Here is a 20,134-nt window from a genome sequence, read left to right as displayed (position 1 = left end):
AAATAATAAAAGACAAAAAAGTATTATATTATGAATACAAGAACAGACTTTATAGGAAATATGGTTGCTGAAGATTTCAGAACAGCCGCAATTTTTAAAAGAAATGGCATTGATTTCTGCTGTAAAGGTGGAAGAACAATTGAAGAAGCCTGCAGCAATAAAAAACTGGCTCCGGAAAAAATTTATGAAGAACTGGAAGCCCTGCCAAAAAATGAAGGTTCTTCAATTGACTTCAACAGCTGGCCTCTCGACCTCCTGGCTGATTATATTGAGAAGACCCACCATCGTTATGTAGAAGAAAAAACTCCCATTTTACAAGCTTTTCTTGATAAATTATGCAAAGTTCACGGAGACAGACATCCCGAATTATTCGAAATCAATACCATCTTCAATGAATCTGCACATGATCTGGCCGCTCACATGAAAAAGGAAGAATTGATTCTGTTTCCATTTGTAAGAAATATGATCAAGGCAGGAATATCCGGTGAAGCTCTGCCTCAGCCTGCTTTCGGGACCGTTGAAAACCCTGTGAATATGATGAAACATGAGCACACGGTGGAAGGTGACCGCTTCAGAAGAATCGCAGAAATTACGGATGAATATCTGCCACCTGCAGATGCCTGCAATACCTATAAAGTAGCTTTTGCCATGCTTCAGGATTTTGAAAATGATTTACATCAACATATTCATCTTGAAAATAATATCCTTTTCCCAAAAGCAATCCGACTGGAAAAAGAATTTGCTGTTGAATCTTAAAAACTAATACAGAATGACACCTAAAAAACTTTGGATATGGCTTGCTGTAGTAATGGTTGCTTCGTTTGCTGTTCTTATTTTCTATGGAACTGAAATTTACAGAAAAATCCCCCCGATTCCTGAGAAAGTAGTAAGCACAGACGGAACTGTGATCGCTACCGAACAGGATATCAAAGACGGGCAGAACGTGTGGCAGTCTATTGGAGGACAAACGGTAGGAAGTATCTGGGGACATGGTGCTTATATTGCTCCAGACTGGACGGCAGATTACCTTCACAGAGAATCTGTTCTGCTGCTTGATGAGCTGGCGAAAAAGGATCATAAAGTTTACAAAGAACTTCCGGATGATGAACAGGCTAAATATCAGGTATTGCTTAAAAAGGAACTTCGCACCAATACCTTTAATGAAAGTAAAAATGAAATTGTATTCTCTCCTGAACGGGCAGAAGTACAGAAACAGCTTTCCCGGTATTATTCAAAATTATTCATGAATGATACTTCCATGGCACAACTCCGTGATCAGTACGCCATCCCGAAAAATACCATCAAGGACCCTGACAGAATGGCTAAAATGAATGCCTTCTTCGCTTGGAGCACATGGGTATGTATCACGGAAAGACCGGGAGATGATGTGACGTACACCAATAACTGGCCGCATGATGAACTGGTAGGAAACGTTCCTCCGCCTTCACTGCATTTATGGTCCGGTTTCAGTGTATTGCTCCTGTTGGGATGTGTGGGTCTCCTGGTATTTTATCATGCAAGAAATAAGGAAGAGGAAATCAGTGAAACACTTCCGCTGGAAGATCCGCTGCGAAATATGAAGCCCACTCCTTCCATGAAAGCTACATTAAAATATATCTGGGTGGTTGCTTTACTGATCCTTGTTCAAATGCTTGCAGGAGTTGTTACCGCTCACTATGGTGTAGAGGGAAGCGGATTTTATGGCATTCCTCTGGATCAGTTTTTACCGCAGTCGGTTTCCAGAAGCTGGCATGTACAGCTCGCGATATTCTGGATTGCTACCTCATGGCTCGCCACAGGACTTTATATTGCTCCCGCAGTTTCGGGACATGAACCAAAGTATCAGAAACTGGGAGTGAATATATTATTCGGAGCCTTACTGATTGTTGTATCCGGATCTTTAACCGGGCAATGGCTTGGGGTTATGCAAAAACTTGGGCTGGTAGACAATTTCCTTTGGGGACATCAGGGGTATGAATATGTAGAACTGGGAAGAGTATGGCAGATCTTGCTGCTGGCTGGCCTTATTCTATGGCTGATTTTAATGGTTAGAGCCCTTCTTCCGGCATTAAGACGTAAAGATGATGACCGTCATTTATTGACACTGTTTGCCCTTTCAGCCGTAGCTATTGCATTATTTTATGGAGCAGGATTAATGTATGGCCGACAAACCCATATGGCTATTGCAGAATACTTGAGATGGTGGGTAGTTCATCTTTGGGTAGAAGGTTTCTTTGAAGTATTCGCAACCGTAGTCGCTGCATTTTTATTTACAAGATTAGGATTATTGAGATTAAAACATGCCACCAATGCGGTATTGTTTTCTACCATTATTTTCCTTGCCGGAGGTATCCTTGGAACCTTCCATCATCTGTACTTCAGTGCAACGCCTACTGCTGTATTGGCATTGGGAGCCACTTTCAGCGCCCTGGAAATTGTACCGCTTGTATTGATTGGGTATGAGGCGTATCAAAATTATCAGTTGAGTAAATCAACGAAATGGATTCAGGCCTACAAATGGCCGATCTACTGTTTCATAGCCATGTGTTTCTGGAATTTTCTGGGAGCGGGAATCTTTGGATTTGCCATCAATCCTCCTATTGCATTATACTATATTCAGGGATTAAATACCACCGCTGTACACGGTCATGCTGCCTTGTTCGGTGTATATGGAATTCTGGGGATAGGATTAATGATGTTTGTTCTGAGAGGACTTTATCCCGACAGACAATGGAACGACAAATTAATTGGCTGGGCTTTCTGGATGATTAATATCGGACTGCTGGTCATGGTAACGATAAGTCTTCTTCCAATCGGTATTATGCAGTCTGTAGCCTCTATAAAAGAAGGTTACTGGTATGCACGTTCTGCAGAATTCATGCAGACAGACATTATGCACTTCCTGAGATGGATGCGTGTTCCGGGAGATATTTTACTGGCTGCAGGTGAGCTGCTTCTGGTAATTTTCATCATCGGACTTAAATTGGGTTGGTCGTTGAAAGAAAAACGTTAGCATTCTTTATTCAAGCCTCATGAGTTAACTTGTGGGGTTTGATTATTTTAAATAAAAATTCATGAAACGTAATGAAAATATTGTCCCCCTTTCCAAAGATCATCATTTCGGGCTTCTCTGCAGCTGGAAAGTAAGACAGGGACTGAAAAAAGAAACTGAAGTTTCCCGGATCAGAAATTATATCCTGTATTTCTGGAAACAGCATCTGAAGCAGCATTTCAGAGAAGAAGAAGAAATTCTGTTTCTTTATCTTGAAGATGAATATACAATTCGTATACAGAAAGAACATAGAGAAATTGAGGATATTATTTCAGCAATGAGTTCCTCAGAAAATACAGATCTTATCTCAGATTTTGCAGATCTTCTGGAGCAGCATATCCGTTTTGAAGAACGTGATTGGTTTCCCCATCTGGAGGAAAAACTGGATACTTCTGCTCTTGAGAAAATAGGATCCGGACTGCAAGAAATTCATAACAAAGAACAGGACGATTATGAAGATGAGTTCTGGAAATAAACCTGCAGTATATTAAAAAGCCTTTAAACATTCAATTTAAAGGCTTTCTCATTTATTATTTATTGTGTTACACTGATCATCGCATCTCTAATTTCAATTTCTTTTTTCCTTGAATATGCAGAATCAAACGGCTCCATGACATTGAATAAATATTGATAAAAAGGAGCGATCTGGCGTACGTTGTCAGCTGCCTTACCCGCTTTTTCTTTGCCCATCTGTTGAAGTCCCTTTATAAAAACACTGAATTTCTTATCTACAGGCTCTACTGATTTTAAAAGGTAAGCATGGGCTTTTTCATTCTGACCCAAAGTTTTATAAGCATCTGTAACAGCTGCAACAACAAGCGCATACTCCATCGGTTTTGATCTCATTTGTCTTTTGGCTGCTGACTTAAATGAAGGAGAAAGATTTTGATAATAATCATATTCTTCAAATATTCCTTTTTTGAGCTTTTCTGCCAACTGAAGCCCTTTCTGTTCCTTTCCTGCAACAATATATCCGTTCACCATAGCACTTAATGAACGCGGGTCATTGTATTTCTCAACAGGGATTTCTTTTGCGGCAAGATCCAGTAACTCCAGCGCTTTAGCTTTCTGCCCGCTTACTACAAGTGCTGATACGGCCCTGCTTACCGACGTTCTGTAGCCCAAAATATTGGAAGTAGCCGTTTCATCATAATGAATACTCAGATCTTTAAAATTTCCCCATCTGAAATTTTTCACCACCTGGTAAAGAGAATTAGGATCCACCCTTCCTTTATCTCCATCCGGACTCTGAGGAGTATGAATAGGAACCAGCCTGTAGCTGAAGCCATCAAACTGAAGATATTCATCCAGATAAAAAATATTTTCGCTGTCATACATTCCTCCTGACGAGAAATTGACAGGCCGTTTCCACTCGAAATTGGCCAGCATATCCAGCATCATCAGATTGCTTTTGTAAAGGGTATTGGCTTCATAGTTGATCATAATCCTGTCTACTGCTTTTGGAAGATCTTCCTGGGTAATAATTCCCGATTTCACTGCATTTTCTTTATTGACTGGAAGGATAAATTTGCTCACCGGAAGAATGTTGTATTTTTCATATTGCTTTTCTCCAAAATACATCTTCAGCAATTCATCTTTTTCGGATGATTGTAATTTCAGGAATTTCATGGCATCCTTCAGGGTCATTGAATCCTCGGTCAGGTATTTTCTGAATTCCTGGAAAGCAGTATCCGGAGCTCCCTGTTCTTTCAGCATCTGGAAAAGTCCTTCCCAATCATCTTTTTTCATCAGATAGACCTGATCATTAACGCCATCTCTATATTCTTCATGCGTTAATTCACCCGGAATTCCCATGGCATTGTAAGTTCTTCTTTTCATCTGATCAATATTCCATGGAGTGGCTAAAAGAGTAAAGTTGACCGTTTTCACATCATCCCTGAATCGTTCTGTTTCCTGAATGGCCCAGACCGGAAAAGTATCATTATCGCCATAAATAAAAATAATATCATCTTTAGGCAGCGATCGTAAAAATGACCAGGCATAATCGCGGGCTGCTGTCTTCTTGCTTCTGTCATGGGAAGTATAATTCTGGAATCCCATCATAAAAGGAATTCCCAGCAATACAACTCCCAGCATTATATTGACCGCATTGGATTTAATCTTAGACTGAGCAAGCCAAAGTATTGCTCCTGCTCCCAGACCTATCCAGATGGCAAAGGCATAGAATGAGCCTACCATAGCATAATCTCTTTCCCTTACTTCAAACGGTTTTACTCCGGTGTAGAAAACAATTCCTATACTTGTCAGAACAAACAGCGAAAGCATCGCATAAAATCTTCCGAAGTCTCTGTTCAGCTGGAAAAAGAAACCAATCAACCCCAGAATCAATGGTAAAAAGAAAAATCTGACGGTACTTTCATTTTTAAATTGGGCTGGCATACGATCCTGGTCACCCAGCAAAGCATTGTCAATAAAAGAAAATCCTGAGATCCAGTTCCCATTGGTATTTTCCATATGCCCCTCAAGATCGTTCTGTCTTCCTACAAAATTCCACATCAGATACCTTACAAAGTAATATCCGTTCTGAAATGATATAAAATAATCCATATTCTGAGCAAAAGACGGGCGCTGCACCTTGATCAAATCATAAGGTTTCACTTTCAGATAATCTTCTGCCGTGATAGAATCGCCTTCATATTTTGCTCTCAGTTCTTCGAAAATCCTTTGTGCTTCCGGATTGTCTGCAACGTCTTCGTTATCGTAATTGAAAGTAAAATCTGGAGCTCCGTACAAAGAAATATAGTTAGCCATCACCTCTTTATCTTCATTGAACATTCTTGGCATAAAACTGATGTGAGACTTATTAAAAACATAATTGAATCTTTCCCCGGTTTTTCTGTAAGTTCCGGTTTTTTCATCTTTTTCGTAAATATCTCCGGTGATGTCTCTTTTGTAACTTCCGTCTTCATCTTTTTCCATTCCGTTTTTATCAAGAAATGCGGTGTAATTCTGTCCGTACATGGTAGGCCAGTCACCGTATTGTGCTCTGTTATAGTAATCTCTCATTCCAATGGCTGTATCGGGATCATTAAGGTTCATTGGAGGATTAGCATTAGCTCTGATGGGAATTACGAGCCAGCATGAGAATCCAATAATCATATAAACAAGGGATAAAACTGCAGTCTGGTATATCTTCTTTTTGGTTTTTCCGGCATACTTAATAAGGAGATAGCTTATTACAGCCATAACAACAAATGCCACAATTGTTCCTGAATGGAAAGGAAGTCCCAGCCCGTTCACAAAGAAAATTTCAAGCTTTCCGAACATTGTCATAATCAGAGGGAAAATAATCTTGAATACGAAGGCCAGAATTCCAAGCGTAATCAAATTCGCCACTATAAAACCCCTCCACGAAAAAGTATAATTTCTTGCATAATAAATCAGACATATGGCCGGAATAGCCAGCATACACATCATATGCACTCCCACGGAAAGCCCAATGATGAAGAAAATAAGGATGATCCATCTCTCATTGTCAGCTGATTTATATTCATTTTCCCATTTGGTAATGAGCCATACCAGCAACGCTATAAACATAGAAGCCATTGCATAGACCTCTCCTTCTACTGCTGAAAACCAGAAAGTATCTGAAAAAGTAAAACATAAAGCACCAATCACTCCGGCAAACAGCACCGATATTTCCTGATGTTTTGCAATTTGTTCAACATCTTTATGTAAAAGTCTTCGTAAAAAATGGGTAATTGTCCAGAATAGAAACAAAATAGTAAAAGCACTGAATAATGCTGACATGGCATTGATTACAATAGAATAATTTTCAGCATTTCCCAACGCAAAAATACTTGCCACAGCTCCCATAAGCTGGAATAAAGCGGCTCCCGGGGCATGAGTTACCTCCAGCTTCACGGCTGAAGAGATATATTCCCCGCAATCCCAAAAGCTTAAGGAATGTTCTATTGTTGAAAGATAAGTAATAAGCGCAATAGCGAAAAGAAACCATCCCAATACGGTGTTCCATTTTTTAAAAGACCAGTTTTTCATATCATATTTTCCAATATGTATATGACAATTGAGCGAAAGGGTTTATTACATTTATCTTATTTTATTCTCAAGTCACAAAAGTCTTAGTATAGTTTAATTAATTTTAAAAACAATGCTGCAAAAAGTTGATATAAGAAGTAAATCAAAGATTTCAAATAACTTAAGTGTACTTTAACACTCAAAATAGAAAGTTTAGAAACAAATTCAAAAACTTTTGTAACTTTTGTTGTTTAAAGGAATTTATATTTCTTAAATGGTAAAATTTTAATATGTATTATTCAATCCTCCATCCAAAGGAATACTTGTTCCGGTAAGATAATTTGAATATTCTGAAGCCAGGAAAGCCACCAGATGACCATATTCTTCAGGCTGTCCGAATCTTTTCATCGGAATCTTATTTTCTCTAGCCTTTTTTATTTCCTCTGCTGCTGTACCACTTTGCTGAGCTTCATGAGCAACCAGTCTCTGAATCCTTTCAGTATCAAAATATCCGGTTAGAACATTATTTACCGTGATATTGTGTTGTGCAATTTCATTGGAAAGCGTTTTTGCCCAGGCGATTACTGCGGAACGGATAGAATTGGACAGGGCCAGATTTCCGATGGGTTCTTTTACGGATAAAGAAGAAACATTAATGATACGCCCTTTTTTCTGTTGGATCATATGAGGCAAAGCCAGCAATGTTGTTTCACAAACCGTTTTAAAGAGAAGATCAAATGCTTTCTGATAATCATCTGTACTTTTATCCAGTGCTAAACCAGGTTCAGGACCATTGGTATTATTAACCAGAATATCTATCGAATGATCATTGAAAAATCCCGCTATAATTTTCTTATAACTTTCAAAATCCGAAAAATCAGCTACCAGATATCCATGTTCCTGTTCGGGATTGATGACCGGCAGTGAAGAAACGAAATCTTTAAGTTTGGCTTCATTGCGGGCCATAACGGTAACATTAGCTCCACATTTTGCCAGTTCGAGGGCAATTCCGGCGCCTATACCTTGTGTAGCTCCCCCTACTAAAGCATTTTTTGAAAAAAGTTGAATGTTCATAAGATCTTTGGATATAATAATTGGTATAGATAAATGTAAGAAAAAACCTTCGGATTATATTTTGAAAGTTTAATTTTTAAATTCATTGCTGACAGAAAACAGCATTAAAATACAAACGGATACACCTCGCTTAATTGAGGATGAACAGTATTCAGGGCTTTATCAAACTCCTGCCGGACCGGTTCCGGGATATGGTCATATTCATCCAAACAGTCATCCAGCTGACGGATAATGAACGCCATTTGCAGCCATTCTTCAAAATTAATAGGCATCGGTTTCAGTTTCTCATCATCATGATCATAGAAAAATATCTGATGATCTCTGTCCATAAACCATCGGTCACCTTGTCCGTTAGCGGCAAAACACCAGTAATCTGGTAAGTTACTTTCTTTATTTTCATTGACTGCATCTACTGAATTATACAGAATGGTCTCAGAAGAAATTTCCATTGTTTTTATTTGAGTAACCAAAGTTTTATACCTTTCAGAGAAAGGAAACACTACAGTCTTTGGAAAATTCTGCACGCTGCTTTTTTCTTTCAGGATTTCAGTTTTTATTTCTGTAAGAGCAGGCAGGATAAAGGGAATCATCATTGGATTGCAAATTATGGCTTTTGGTTCAACAGTTCATCAATCTGTTTATAAAATGAATCTTTACTGTAATCAGCAAGTCCTTTATGATGCAGACGGATTTCTCCTTTTCTATCCAGTACAACGGTTGTTGGTAAAGATCCACTATACAATACATCAGGAATATTTCCAGCTGGTGTAAGAAAAGGAACCGTAAAGCCCTTCTCTTTTAAATACGATTTTCCCAGGTTAACATTATCATCCAGATTTACGGTAAGAAATACCATATCCGGATTATTTTTGTATTGATCATACAGTTTCTGGACAGACGGAAATTCTGCACGACACGGAGGACACCATGATGCCCAGAAATTAATAAAAACCACTTTATTCTGTAATGCAGGAGTATCTATTATCTTTCCTTCCTCATTTTTCAGCATAAATCCGGCATAGGAAACTTTAGCTGAAACATTTTGCGTTTCTTTTGACTCTGATATACTGGAATTAAGGATTCCTGTAGAAGCAACCTGCCTCATCAGCCATGCCTTTGCATCCTTATTTACTAAAATGATAATAAACAATAGTGTAAGTACTACAGTAGAGCCATTTTTTCTTGACCAGGTCTTCATATTTTCCATATTCTTCCGCTTAATTCCCTGCCAATATAAGGTTAATATTTTGATCAAAAGCCATAAGAACAGTTTTTAAAGCCATAAGCATTAATCCCTGGGATTTAAACAACAATAACCTGTAATTACACCCTGTTAGTAATAAAATTAACCATACAACCGTTAATAATTTAGTTTTTAATATAATCAATGAAAAACAAAGAGATTATTCAATATACTATGCATAATATTATCTTTTATGCAACATACTTATTTTTTAATTGCTCTTTACATTTTCAAAAATCTGATTTTCTAACGGATTTATTTCATAATTAATACATTACATGTAACAAATCCCCTATTCATCCAACTCATTGAACATCCTTAAAATATTAACTCATAGACCAGAGATCTACTACTTTAAAATAAACTAATGCAAACATCCTTTCTAAAAATTACCGCTGCCACCGCTGCGCTCTGTTTCAGTACACTGGCAATGGCCCAACAAACGTATTCTGTAAGTGGAACCGTGAAAGACAAAAAAAACGGTGAATTGCTCATCGGAGTCTCTGTAAAAGTAAGTGAAGATCCCTCCATCAATGTTGTTGCCAACGAATATGGGTTTTATTCTCTTTCATTACCTGAAGGAAATTATACCCTGATTATTTCCTATCCGGGATATCAGGATTTTGAGCAGAAGATAAACGTGGACCAGAATATAAAACTCGATCTTCCCCTGCTTCCATCAGAATCTGTAGAAAAAGCCATTGACGAGGTGGTGATAACCGGCATTAAAAAGGATAAAAACTTAACATCAGCTCAGATGGGAGCAGAAACGTTAAGCATTAAAAATATAGAAAAACTTCCTGTTCTATTCGGAGAAAAGGATGTTATGAAAACCATACAGCTTTTACCAGGTATTAAAAGTAACGGTGAAGGAAGCAGCGGGTTCAGTGTAAGAGGTGGTGCTACCGATCAAAACCTGATCTTACTGGATGAGGCACCTGTTTATAATGCCTCTCACCTTCTTGGATTTTTCAGTACATTCAATAGTGATGCCCTGAAAGATGCCAGCATCATTAAAGGAAACAGTCCCGCACAATACGGAGGCCGCCTTTCTTCTGTATTGGATGTTAAAATGAAGGACGGAAACAACAAAGACTATAATGTAAATGGAGGAATTGGCCTGATAAGCAGCAGACTGAGCGTAGAAGGTCCTATTCAAAAGGAAAAATCATCATTCATTGTTTCAGGAAGAAGAACGTATGCCGATTTGTTTCTTAAAACCAATAAAGATTACAAAGACAACAAATTATACTTTTACGATCTGAATCTGAAGGCCAATTATCAGATCAACGAGAACAACCGTATTTACCTTTCCGGATATTTTGGAAGAGATGTTCTGGGATTGGGAGATACTTTCAATACAGACTGGGGAAATACAACAGCAACTTTGAGATGGAACAGTATCATCAGTAGTAAATTATTCTCCAATACATCATTCATCTACAGCAATTATGATTATAAAATCAGTCTGAAGAATGACGATACCGTATTTGATTTAAATTCAAAAATCCGTGACTGGAATCTTAAACAGGATTTTACCTGGTTTGCAGGAAACAAGCATTCTGTACGTTTCGGTCTGCAGGCTATTTATCATACCCTTACCCCAAGCAGTGCTTCCGGTACCACAGTGAGCAGTTTTGCAAGAAATCCGAGATATTCATGGGAGAATGCTGTTTACATCAATGATGATTATAAAGCAACGGAAAAGTTAACCATCAATTATGGAGCAAGACTTTCCATGTTCAGTGTACTGGGAGGCGATACATTCAATACTTATGAAAATGGTGTGCTTACTGACAGCAAGTTCCTGGAGAAAGGAAAATTCGGGAAAACCTATGTTAATATTGAGCCACGTATTAGTGCCAACTATCGAATCAACGAAGTCAGCAGTGTGAAAGGAGGTTATTCAAGAAATACCCAGAATCTTCACCTTTTGAGCAACAGCAACAGTGGAAACCCTACCGACCAGTGGATAGGAAGCAGTTACACGGTAAAACCGGAAATTGCAGATCAGATCAGCTTAGGGTACAGCAGAAACTTCAACAACAATAATTACGAATTGAACGCTGAGGTTTATTATAAAGACATGAAAAACCAGATCGACTTCAAAAATGGTGCTCAGATTGGTTTTGATACAGGAGCAGATGTAGAAAGCGAGCTGCTGTTCGGAAAAGGAAGAGCGTATGGGCTGGAACTTATTGCCAAAAAGAAAAGCGGAAAACTGACAGGATGGATTTCCTATACCCTTTCTAAAACGGAAAGAAAGATCAACGGCATCAATAATAATGAATGGTACAACGCCAGAATGGATAAAACCCACGATTTATCCATTGTTGCCACCTACCAGCTTAATCCGAAATGGAGTTTTTCAGGGCTATTCGTTTACAGTACAGGAAATGCTGTTACCTTCCCTACCGGAAAATATGAGCTCAACGGCCAAACCATATTCCAGTACAGCAACAGAAATGAAGACAGAATGCCGGCCTATCACAGAATGGATTTGAGTGCTACTTATGAACCAAGTACCAATAAACGATTCCGTGGTTCATGGACCTTTGGTATTTACAACCTATACGGTAGAGAAAATGCTTATACCATCAACTTTGAAGACAATTCTGATCGTCCCGGAACAACACGCGCCATGCAGACCTCTTTATTCCGTTGGGTACCTAACATCACTTATAATTTCAAATTCTAAATCATGAAAAATACATTTTATATCATATTATCTCTCTTTGCATTAACTTCTTGTGAAAAGGAGATCGATCTTGATCTGAATGATCAAAGCGGAAATATCGTCATTGAAGGGAATGTAACCAATCAGTCAGGGCCTTATACAGTGAAAATCACAAAATCAGTCGGGTTTTCCGAACCCAATCAGTATCCGGCAGTCACCGGAGCTCAGGTAGTTTTAAGCGATGATACAGGCCAGACTGAAACACTTCATTATACAGGAAACGGTATCTATCAAACCACCACTTTTGCAGGAACACCCGGCAGAACGTATACATTGAAAATACAGGCAGAAGGAAAACAATATACTGCCCAAAGTACAATGCCTGAGGTGGTCTATTTTGACGGTCTGGAGCAAAGTTCTTTTAAATTTGGTGATAAGACCACCTATACTCTTTTACCGCTTTTTACAGACCCAATGCCTTTAGGAAACCGTTATCTTTTTAGTTTTACCATTAATGATCTGCCTAAAAAATACATGAATACTTTTTCAGACAATGTAAATAACGGCCTACCAAACCAGCAGCCTCTCATTCTTCCCAATGACGATAACAAAGGCCGGGACCATGAAGTAGTGCCAGGAGACAAAATCCATGTGGAAATGCAGTCTATCGATACCAATGTCTTTACTTATTACAGTGCATTACTTCAGATTTCTGGCGGTAATGGCGGAAGCGCTACCCCAGCCAATCCTCCGAGTAATATCAGCAACGGAGCATTGGGGTATTTTTCAGCCCATACAACAGATACGGAAACTTTTGTGATCCAGCCTGTTACTCCATAAATTTAAAAAGGATATTCGCAACAACGGAATATCCTTTTTTATTGTATTTCTATCTGAATTTTCTTTTCAAAGCGTAATACCTGTAAAGGAACTTATCATACCTTATTACGCCAAACAGTAATCCTGCAGTCACAAGCAGTGTTTTGAGCTGAATTATGCTATAAACTAAACCACCAATCATACCTCCTGCAAAAAAACAGGCAATAATCACGAGTTTCAGGGCAATATTCTTTTTAAGCTGCCTCTTTTCATTTTCCCTTTCTTTAAAAAAGAGTTTTGAAAGCTCTATTCCCAGATCAGTAAATAATCCCGTAAGGTGAGTCGTTCTTACCACAGATTGTGATACTCTTGTTACCAGAGAGTTCTGAACACCCATTGCAAAAAGTAAAAGCCCTGCAACTGTGTTAGGAGATATTGAGATTTCCAATCTTTCATCACCTGCTATTCCCACAAAACCTAATATCAGAATTTCGGTAATCAAAGGAATGAGATGGGGACGGAACATTTTATGTCCGGATGAAAACTCAACCATAAAACTGGAAGAAAATGCACCTCCCAAAAAACAGATAATGAAAATAAAATAAGTGAAAGCTTTGCCATAATGATCGAGTAAAATTTCCTCTGAAAAGAAAGCAAAATGTCCGGTTATATTCGTCGTAAGGACTTTCACAGACAAAACACCGGCAATATTCACTATTCCTGCAACAAATGAAAGTACTGATGCAAGCTTAAGGTTGTGAAAATAGGTTCTGTTTTTTCCTCTGTGTCTGAACATTGTAAATTTATGTAAGAACTTAACCTTCCAGGAAAAGGAACAGCTGGATACAATAAATAAGTAAAAAAAAATAATTAGAAATGTCAGCGTCAAACTGTGAAAAACATGTCCGCTTAAATATTTATCCAGTGTTCTTTATAGATCTACTCTTTCCCCTTTAACGTAAAATCCTATTCCCGTAATGAATGATTACCCTTAAAAGACATCTACAGACCTCAATAAATTGGCCTGTTTCTTATTTCAGAATCAATTTTATTACTTTTGTAAAAGTAATTCGTTCAGGAAAAAAATCTTGTGATTTAGATCGGTTTAAAATGTGATTTAAGTTAAAAAACTGAGCGTACATCCCATACCCTGTATAGAAAAATTATGATCTCAAAATTTATTTTTAATAATCAGTATCTTTTTGATGAACTCCCTGAATATGATAAAAACCTGCTTACAGGAGCTATGAAAACCAGGAACTATCGTAAAAATGAGCCGATATTTACTGACGGAACAAAACCAAATGGCGTTTATTACCTTAACGAAGGTAAAATAAAGAAATACAAGGTTGATAATGATGGAAGAGAGCAGATTATTTACATATACAGTTCCGGCGAATTTTTCGGATATTCTGCTATTCTGAGCAATGAATCTTATGGAGATACGACCTCAACCCTGGAAAATTCTGTCATCTCATTTATTTCAAAAGACAGTTTTCTGGATATTCTAAGCCAATCATCAGTGCTTTCAGGACTGCTACTGAAATCATTAAGTCATGAATTCAGTGTGATGGCCAATCTTATTGCGGTTTTATCTCATCGTACAGTCCGTGAAAGAGCAGCCCTCAGTTTACTGATACTTCATGATAAATATAAATCAAATGATGCCTCTGATGATGAAGTATTCATTTCTCTTTCCCGTGTGGATCTCGCCAATATGGTAGGAACTGCCAGAGAAACTTTAGCCCGTATCATTAATGATTTTAAGCAGGAAAAACTGATCAGATCTGAAGGACGGAAAATACAGATCACAGACTTTAAGCGTTTAATTCATATTGCTAATTTTTATTAGTACAGTCATTCAGAATAAAATCAATCATTTCTGCTGACAGCCTGTTGTCACATGTACCCATTATCTTTGTTTAAAATTAGTTTAAACAAATAAGCATCCTTATGAAACTTACCTCATTAAGAATTATCAGCAAAGACATTAAAGCAGCAGTAGCATTTTATGAACAGATCATGGGTATAACTGCCACATGGTATACGGAAGATTTCGCAGAACTCTCTACGGGTTCTATCACAATCGCTATAGGAAGTACCCGGACTATGCAAATGTTTTCGGAAGGTCTTACAAATTTCGCAGGTTCAAAGTCAACCATTATTGAGTTTATGGTTAAAAATGTTGATGAAGAATATGAAAGGATTAAAAGTATAGCTTCCAGAATTATTCAGGAACCAACAACGATGCCCTGGGGAAACAGATCTCTCCTGTTCTGTGATCCGGATGAAAATATGATTAACTTTTTTACTCCTGTAAGCGAAGAAGCTGTGAAGAAATTCAGCTAAGTTCCGATATGAGTAAAAAAATAAAGACTCGCTGATGAACAGCGAGTCTTTTAGTTATAATTTTTAAGAATACAATTTATTTCCCGAGGAATTCTGTAGCTTTCGCAACAAATGTATCGTGATACTGATAAAAAGAAGCATGTCCTGAATCCGGGAAAATCACCAGTTCTGCATGGTCTAAATGCTGAGCCATATTTTTTGCATTCTGAACAGATACGGGAAGATCATTTTCACCATGCACAATCAGTACCGGGTTTTTGATTTTTTGTATTTCTGTAAGGGCATCAGCATTAGGTTGAGCCCAGCTCAGTACCGCAGTAAACTGGGCACCGGATGCGGCATCACTTAGCGGAAGATCTCTATCCGTCGTACGAAGCTGAACCCTTGCAAAGGATGCTTTTCCCTCCGCAATACTTTGAGCAGATTCTGTAAAACCAAATTTCAGGAATGAAGCCTCCGGACTTAAGCCAGCTGTTCCGGCAATAATATTAGGCAGATTAGACAGCCCGATTGCTCCCTGAGGACCTGTACCCGTTAAAATCACTTTATTGATCAGTGACGGATTGGTGAGCACTATTCTCTGCGCGATGAACCCTCCCATAGAAAATCCCATGATATTCACTTGGGTCAGATGTAAGGCTTTAATAAAATCTACTGCATCATCGGCCATTGCCTGAACAGTATTAGGGGTTGTTCCTTTTGAGGAAGATACACCTTTATTATCAAAGATAATGACTTTATAGTTTTTAGCCAGTCCATCGGTTACTGCAGGATCCCAATCATCCATAGAGCCCCCTAATCCCGGAAGGAGAACCAAAGGAATCCCGTCTTCTTTTCCTAAAACACGGTAAGCTATGGCATTTCCTTTCACGGTTATGAATTGGGTTTTGGCAGTTTGATGACTTCTGTTTTGTACCTCCTGCGCCGTGGGAGGCTCATTTTCCTCAGTACAGGAAACTGTTACTACAGTAAAAAGAGTTAAACATAATAAGCTTAAGGCTGAGATTTTTCTAATTGTTTTCATTGTTGTTTATTTTTGTATGATTATGATGCAAACATAAAACACAAAAATTCGCAGAACACTTAAAAGCTGTATCAACAGGACATTTTAGCAGCTCAGATAGACATTTTAAAAGGTGAAAACAAAAAGCGAAAAAATTCAAAACAATTTTTAAAACTGCTGAGCTGATCTCAAGGAAAAAAGGGCTTTCATCGCTCTTTCAGCATCTTTTTCAGCTACAAAAATATGATCGTGAAAATAAGCAGCTACCACATTACAACTGATATTCTCCTTTTTCAAGGCATTGGCAAAAGCAGCAGTAAGTCCTACGGCTTCCAGGGAAGAGTGAACCGTGAGGGTAATCCATGAAGAAATATAATTGTAATCCATATTCCATTCATCTGCTATTGGTTTTTCTACCACAATGGTAATGGCTTCATTTTCCCGGAAAAAAAACAGAACCTTTTCTATATCCGGTATTCCGCCTAAAGTTTCAACAGTACAGAATACATATTCTCCGGTATTCAGTACTGGTTCCATATTCTGAATCAGTAGCGCTAAGTCTTTTTCTCCTGACATCTTTTTGATACAAAACTAAGAGATAAATGCCAGCATTTGTTTATCAAATGATAAAAAACACAAAAGGAGGCTTAATGCCTCCTTCTTGTGTTTGTACTGTAACCTATCAACTGAACCTCACTATATGTGTTTGTGTTTTTTTCTGATCATTTGGCTTTTTTAAGAAGTCCGTTTAAGGTTATTCATACACTTCTTTAATTTCATCAGTGTTTATTAATTTTTCATCATTTGTGTTTCTATAACTATAGTTTATTATTTGTATAGTTATCATCATTTGTTGTTTTGTGTATGAAACTTCAGAAATTAAAAAGCATTTCTCAGTTGCTTTTTCATTACTTAAATTTCACATTACAAAGGAACAACATTTCCACATAAAATCTTCTACAAACCCCATCGATACATGTCGATCGACTTATAGATATTTATCGATGAAATATAATACGCTGACAATATGAAGTGGAGAACACCTTTAAAAACACTATAGTTTATGGTGGGTTTTGACAAGGTCAACAAGCTCAACCATATTTTCAATCTTTAGTTTTTCAAAGATATTTTTTTTGATTGTGCTTACTGTATTCTGTTTGATATTCAAGCTGTTTGAAATTTCCAGATTTCCATATCCTTCTGCATAGAGCTCTGCAATCTGCATTTCTCTTTTGGTTAAACTGTTGAGCGGACTTATCAGATCCGGGTTGTAAACAAACTGTACCAATAGGTTACGTAAAAGATCGGAGAAGTACTCCCCTTTCTCAATGAAGGTGGCAATCGCTTCCCTTACCTCCTCCTCTTCACTCAGTTTACTCAGGTAACCGTCAGCACCTGCTTTAATAAATTTAAGGCCATGCAATTCTTCTTCAAGTCCTGTAAAAATCAAAATTTTAAGATCAGGATTTGCATTTTTCATCTGCGGTAAAATATGAAGACTGTTGCCGTCCGGGAAATGGGCATCAATGACAGCCATCTCGATTCCTTTTGATTCTATCAGTTCCAATACCTGATGTAAGGATGAGGTCTGATATACCTTAGCGTTAGGAACAATATCACTGATAACAATCTCCATTCCCTGGCGTACAATGCTGTGATCGTCTGCCAGAAGGAATATAATCTCTTTATTTTGTATTGGTGTTTCCATTATTATTACGATTTAAATTGATCCTGAATGTCACTTTAGTTCCTTTATGTAATTTGCTTTCTACCGATATATTGCCATCAAAAAGCTCTACAATTTCTTTTACGAGGTTCAGCCCAAGCCCTGCTCCCAGATTATCTACTTCATCAGAAACAATACCCTGATAATAAGGATCAAAAATTTTACCAAGATCTGATTCTGATATTCCTACCCCGGTATCTGCTACCGTTGTGATAAGGCAAATTGTATTTTCTCCAAGGGATTCTGTAGCCAGTACAAGATCAATCTGCCCATTTTCTGTAAACTTATTGGCATTCCCCAGAATATTCATAAAAATCTGATTGATTCTGATATTATCTGAATATACCACCAGATTTTCAGGGATTCTGTCTGTAACCACAAACCTGTTGTTTCTCGTTTCCAGATATGGGGTAATCACCTTTACAATGGAACTGATTTCATCTTTAAGATTGAAAACTGACTGTATAAGCTCTTTTTCAGCATTTTCGTTTTTGGTATATTCCAGAATCTGGTTAGACTGCAGAAGCAAAGTACTGTTGGTAAATTTGATGGATTTAAGGTAATCCTTTATCGTTTCATCTTCAGTTGTTCTGTGGATTTTATCAATGAAAATATTGATAATTTTCAAAGGTGACCTCAAGTCATGACTGAGCATTCCCAGAATTCTGTTTTTGAAATTAAGATTCTTTTTAATCTCTTTATTGGCAGCATCCAGTTTTTGTTCATAGACAAATGCCATTCTTGTAAAATACATGATCAGAATAGAAACAATAAACATCAGAATCATCAGCCCTAATACCAGGTAAGTCCTTATCTTGTTATTATTGGAACTCTGTTCATTGTACTCTCTTTCCAGTTCAGATTTAAAATCGTTGATGGCATTTTCGTATACTTCTATTAAATTATTACTATATACCAGCAGCTTACTGAAATTGCTGTAAAACTGTAAATTATTCTTCTGACTCAGGGCTGCAAGTAGCTGAACCTTTTTTACCTCAGCTGCATAATGCTTGTCCATAGATTTTATGGTATTATCCATTTTGGTTTTTACCTGAGAAAGATCCAGGGTTTTGTTATTGGTCATTGTGATTACAGTACTCTCCTTCTGAACATCCACTTTCCCTGTTACTGCATCTTTTAAACGTCCGAAAAAACCTTTCTTTTTTACAGTATCAGCATAAGTACGGGTTTGAATCTTGAAATCTTCAAAATCATTTTTATACTTGGCTGGCTCGTATTGATTATCCTCAATTTTTGTTGGCGGCTTCAGAGAAGTCTGGTACACTGAATCTATTAAAGTCTTCAGTTTTGCATTCTTTAAGGTATCCTGACTACGGAGAGCCAGATTTTTTTTCAATCTTGGACTCGTATTTTCGTATTCGCCAATTTTATCAAAATTAGTCTTAAGCTTTCTCAACGACTGGAAATAGAGCTGCAGATCTTTATTATCCTGAGTAGCCATATATTTCTGAAGATGATCCTGTGCATCCATGAAATCTTTCCTGGAATTATCAGTCAAACCTCCCAATGCACGGCTTTCCTCAAGCTGATCTTTAATAAATTTCAGCTTCTTCCCGTTGACAAATTCATTGTAGAAAAATATGGCAATAATGACCTGTATCAGTAAAATACAAAGGATCAATGAGTAATGAACAAGTTTTCTCAATTTAAAATTTAAGAATTTATTTTTCATATTTGTTTATCAGTTAAATTAATTTCCTGATGACGTAAGTCCATTAGATATTAGCCTTTAACAATATAGCATTATTTTCAATAATTTCATAATAAGCATATATCATTCAATTGGCAAAGTTAAAGTAATTTTTGTCTTCTTATAATAATGAATATTTGATTAAACTCACAGAATTTATTTTTTTTTACTATTAAAAAGCCTTGTACACATTCAGTTTTATGTATGTAAATCTTTTTTTTTAGATCAATTGCAAAAAGTTGAGGCTCAGTAAAATGTTCTTCTCCTGCTCATTTTATAGAAATAATGGATAATAAGCCCCCAAAAATGAGTTGGAAATCCAGAAACCACTTATTATTTTCGCTCTTCTTCATTGTTGAAACTACCCTCCGGATATGGATTTTCTGTCATTCCGTATTTCTACTCAATACCACATTTGGTAATTTACACTCTAAGAACATATATGCTCTTGTTTGTTACTTTGAAATGCTTATTAATAGTG

The 20,134-nt window shown here is 37.4% G+C and carries 16 protein-coding genes; 7 read left to right on the top strand and 9 right to left on the bottom strand.

Annotated elements, in window-relative coordinates:
- Window positions 1-30: 30 nt before the first annotated feature.
- The 3 genes from ric (at window position 31) to FB551_RS03050 (ending at window position 3,527) form a co-directional block, all read left to right on the top strand.
- Window positions 31-756, top strand: coding sequence for an iron-sulfur cluster repair di-iron protein (gene ric, locus FB551_RS03060; protein WP_142014871.1), 726 nt, complete (start codon window positions 31-33; stop codon window positions 754-756).
- Between the two features lie 13 nt (window positions 757-769).
- Complete coding sequence (locus tag FB551_RS03055) at window positions 770-3,013, top strand: nitric-oxide reductase large subunit (protein WP_142014868.1); 2,244 nt, start codon at window positions 770-772, stop codon at window positions 3,011-3,013.
- 61 nt (window positions 3,014-3,074) lie between these two features.
- Window positions 3,075-3,527, top strand: a complete 453-nt coding sequence (locus FB551_RS03050) for a hemerythrin domain-containing protein (RefSeq protein WP_047431712.1) — start codon at window positions 3,075-3,077, stop codon at window positions 3,525-3,527.
- 59 nt (window positions 3,528-3,586) lie between these two features.
- Here FB551_RS03050 and FB551_RS03045 read toward each other — a convergent pair whose 3' ends face one another.
- The 4 genes from FB551_RS03045 to FB551_RS03030 form a co-directional block, all read right to left on the bottom strand.
- Window positions 3,587-7,072, bottom strand: coding sequence for a glycosyltransferase family 117 protein (locus FB551_RS03045; RefSeq protein ID WP_142014865.1), 3,486 nt, complete (start codon window positions 7,070-7,072; stop codon window positions 3,587-3,589).
- A 264-nt stretch (window positions 7,073-7,336) separates the two neighbouring features.
- Complete coding sequence (locus FB551_RS03040) at window positions 7,337-8,125, bottom strand: SDR family oxidoreductase (protein ID WP_142014863.1); 789 nt, start codon at window positions 8,123-8,125, stop codon at window positions 7,337-7,339.
- A gap of 104 nt (window positions 8,126-8,229) precedes the next feature.
- Window positions 8,230-8,718: an SMI1/KNR4 family protein gene (locus tag FB551_RS03035; RefSeq protein ID WP_142014860.1), complete on the bottom strand. Its 489-nt coding sequence runs from the start codon at window positions 8,716-8,718 to the stop codon at window positions 8,230-8,232.
- Window positions 8,719-8,729: 11 nt separating this feature from the next.
- A complete protein-coding gene (locus FB551_RS03030) occupies window positions 8,730-9,323 on the bottom strand; it encodes a TlpA family protein disulfide reductase (RefSeq protein WP_226798605.1) in 594 nt (197 codons plus the stop codon).
- Window positions 9,324-9,735: 412 nt separating this feature from the next.
- Between FB551_RS03030 and FB551_RS03025 the strand changes: the two genes are divergently transcribed.
- The gene (locus tag FB551_RS03025; RefSeq protein ID WP_142014853.1) at window positions 9,736-12,066 is read left to right on the top strand and encodes a TonB-dependent receptor; all 2,331 of its coding nucleotides are present in this window, start codon (window positions 9,736-9,738) and stop codon (window positions 12,064-12,066) included.
- Window positions 12,067-12,069: 3 nt separating this feature from the next.
- Window positions 12,070-12,885, top strand: a complete 816-nt coding sequence (locus FB551_RS03020) for a DUF4249 domain-containing protein (protein ID WP_047431725.1) — start codon at window positions 12,070-12,072, stop codon at window positions 12,883-12,885.
- Window positions 12,886-12,934: 49 nt separating this feature from the next.
- Here FB551_RS03020 and FB551_RS03015 read toward each other — a convergent pair whose 3' ends face one another.
- Window positions 12,935-13,660: a YoaK family protein gene (locus FB551_RS03015; RefSeq protein WP_142014850.1), complete on the bottom strand. Its 726-nt coding sequence runs from the start codon at window positions 13,658-13,660 to the stop codon at window positions 12,935-12,937.
- Window positions 13,661-14,029: 369 nt separating this feature from the next.
- Here FB551_RS03015 and FB551_RS03010 point away from each other — a divergent pair, with 369 nt between their 5' ends.
- Together FB551_RS03010 and FB551_RS03005 are read left to right on the top strand one after the other, a co-directional pair.
- Window positions 14,030-14,716: a Crp/Fnr family transcriptional regulator gene (locus FB551_RS03010; RefSeq protein WP_047431731.1), complete on the top strand. Its 687-nt coding sequence runs from the start codon at window positions 14,030-14,032 to the stop codon at window positions 14,714-14,716.
- A gap of 101 nt (window positions 14,717-14,817) precedes the next feature.
- Complete coding sequence (locus FB551_RS03005; RefSeq protein WP_047431734.1) at window positions 14,818-15,213, top strand: VOC family protein; 396 nt, start codon at window positions 14,818-14,820, stop codon at window positions 15,211-15,213.
- A gap of 76 nt (window positions 15,214-15,289) precedes the next feature.
- On the opposite strand, the gene FB551_RS03000 is transcribed toward FB551_RS03005, so the two are convergent.
- The 4 genes from FB551_RS03000 to FB551_RS02985 all read right to left on the bottom strand — a co-directional run bounded on the left by FB551_RS03000 (window position 15,290) and on the right by FB551_RS02985 (window position 19,608).
- Window positions 15,290-16,237: an alpha/beta fold hydrolase gene (locus FB551_RS03000; RefSeq protein WP_142014848.1), complete on the bottom strand. Its 948-nt coding sequence runs from the start codon at window positions 16,235-16,237 to the stop codon at window positions 15,290-15,292.
- Window positions 16,238-16,384: 147 nt separating this feature from the next.
- Entirely contained in the window at window positions 16,385-16,792 is a 408-nt protein-coding gene (locus FB551_RS02995; protein ID WP_142014845.1) for an ACT domain-containing protein, read from the bottom strand.
- Window positions 16,793-17,270: 478 nt separating this feature from the next.
- Window positions 17,271-17,924 carry a response regulator gene (locus tag FB551_RS02990; RefSeq protein WP_185150197.1) on the bottom strand — a complete coding sequence of 218 codons (654 nt, stop codon included), beginning with the start codon at window positions 17,922-17,924 and terminating at the stop codon, window positions 17,271-17,273.
- On the bottom strand, window positions 17,902-19,608 hold the full coding sequence (locus tag FB551_RS02985) for a sensor histidine kinase (RefSeq protein ID WP_226798604.1): 1,707 nt from the start codon (window positions 19,606-19,608) through the stop codon (window positions 17,902-17,904). Before FB551_RS02985 ends, FB551_RS02990 begins: the two co-directional genes overlap by 23 nt.
- Window positions 19,609-20,134 lie beyond the last annotated feature (526 nt).

Source organism: Chryseobacterium aquifrigidense (assembly GCF_006716485.1).
GTDB classification, from domain to species: Bacteria; Bacteroidota; Bacteroidia; order Flavobacteriales; family Weeksellaceae; genus Chryseobacterium; species Chryseobacterium vietnamense.
Note: the sequence above shows the minus strand (reverse complement) of the source record. Positions and strands in the feature narration are given on the sequence as shown.

What these genes read in the sequence shown, in the direction of transcription:
- ric (WP_142014871.1), top strand. Translation starts at nt 31, where the DNA reads ATGAATACAAGAACAGACTTTATAGGAAATATGGTTGCTGAAGATTTC.
- FB551_RS03055 (WP_142014868.1), top strand. Translation starts at nt 770, where the DNA reads ATGACACCTAAAAAACTTTGGATATGGCTTGCTGTAGTAATGGTTGCT.
- FB551_RS03050 (WP_047431712.1), top strand. Translation starts at nt 3,075, where the DNA reads ATGAAACGTAATGAAAATATTGTCCCCCTTTCCAAAGATCATCATTTC.
- FB551_RS03045 (WP_142014865.1), bottom strand. Translation starts at nt 7,072, where the DNA reads ATGAAAAACTGGTCTTTTAAAAAATGGAACACCGTATTGGGATGGTTT.
- FB551_RS03040 (WP_142014863.1), bottom strand. Translation starts at nt 8,125, where the DNA reads ATGAACATTCAACTTTTTTCAAAAAATGCTTTAGTAGGGGGAGCTACA.
- FB551_RS03035 (WP_142014860.1), bottom strand. Translation starts at nt 8,718, where the DNA reads ATGATGATTCCCTTTATCCTGCCTGCTCTTACAGAAATAAAAACTGAA.
- FB551_RS03030 (WP_226798605.1), bottom strand. Translation starts at nt 9,323, where the DNA reads ATGAAGACCTGGTCAAGAAAAAATGGCTCTACTGTAGTACTTACACTA.
- FB551_RS03025 (WP_142014853.1), top strand. Translation starts at nt 9,736, where the DNA reads ATGCAAACATCCTTTCTAAAAATTACCGCTGCCACCGCTGCGCTCTGT.
- FB551_RS03020 (WP_047431725.1), top strand. Translation starts at nt 12,070, where the DNA reads ATGAAAAATACATTTTATATCATATTATCTCTCTTTGCATTAACTTCT.
- FB551_RS03015 (WP_142014850.1), bottom strand. Translation starts at nt 13,660, where the DNA reads ATGTTCAGACACAGAGGAAAAAACAGAACCTATTTTCACAACCTTAAG.
- FB551_RS03010 (WP_047431731.1), top strand. Translation starts at nt 14,030, where the DNA reads ATGATCTCAAAATTTATTTTTAATAATCAGTATCTTTTTGATGAACTC.
- FB551_RS03005 (WP_047431734.1), top strand. Translation starts at nt 14,818, where the DNA reads ATGAAACTTACCTCATTAAGAATTATCAGCAAAGACATTAAAGCAGCA.
- FB551_RS03000 (WP_142014848.1), bottom strand. Translation starts at nt 16,237, where the DNA reads ATGAAAACAATTAGAAAAATCTCAGCCTTAAGCTTATTATGTTTAACT.
- FB551_RS02995 (WP_142014845.1), bottom strand. Translation starts at nt 16,792, where the DNA reads ATGTCAGGAGAAAAAGACTTAGCGCTACTGATTCAGAATATGGAACCA.
- FB551_RS02990 (WP_185150197.1), bottom strand. Translation starts at nt 17,924, where the DNA reads ATGGAAACACCAATACAAAATAAAGAGATTATATTCCTTCTGGCAGAC.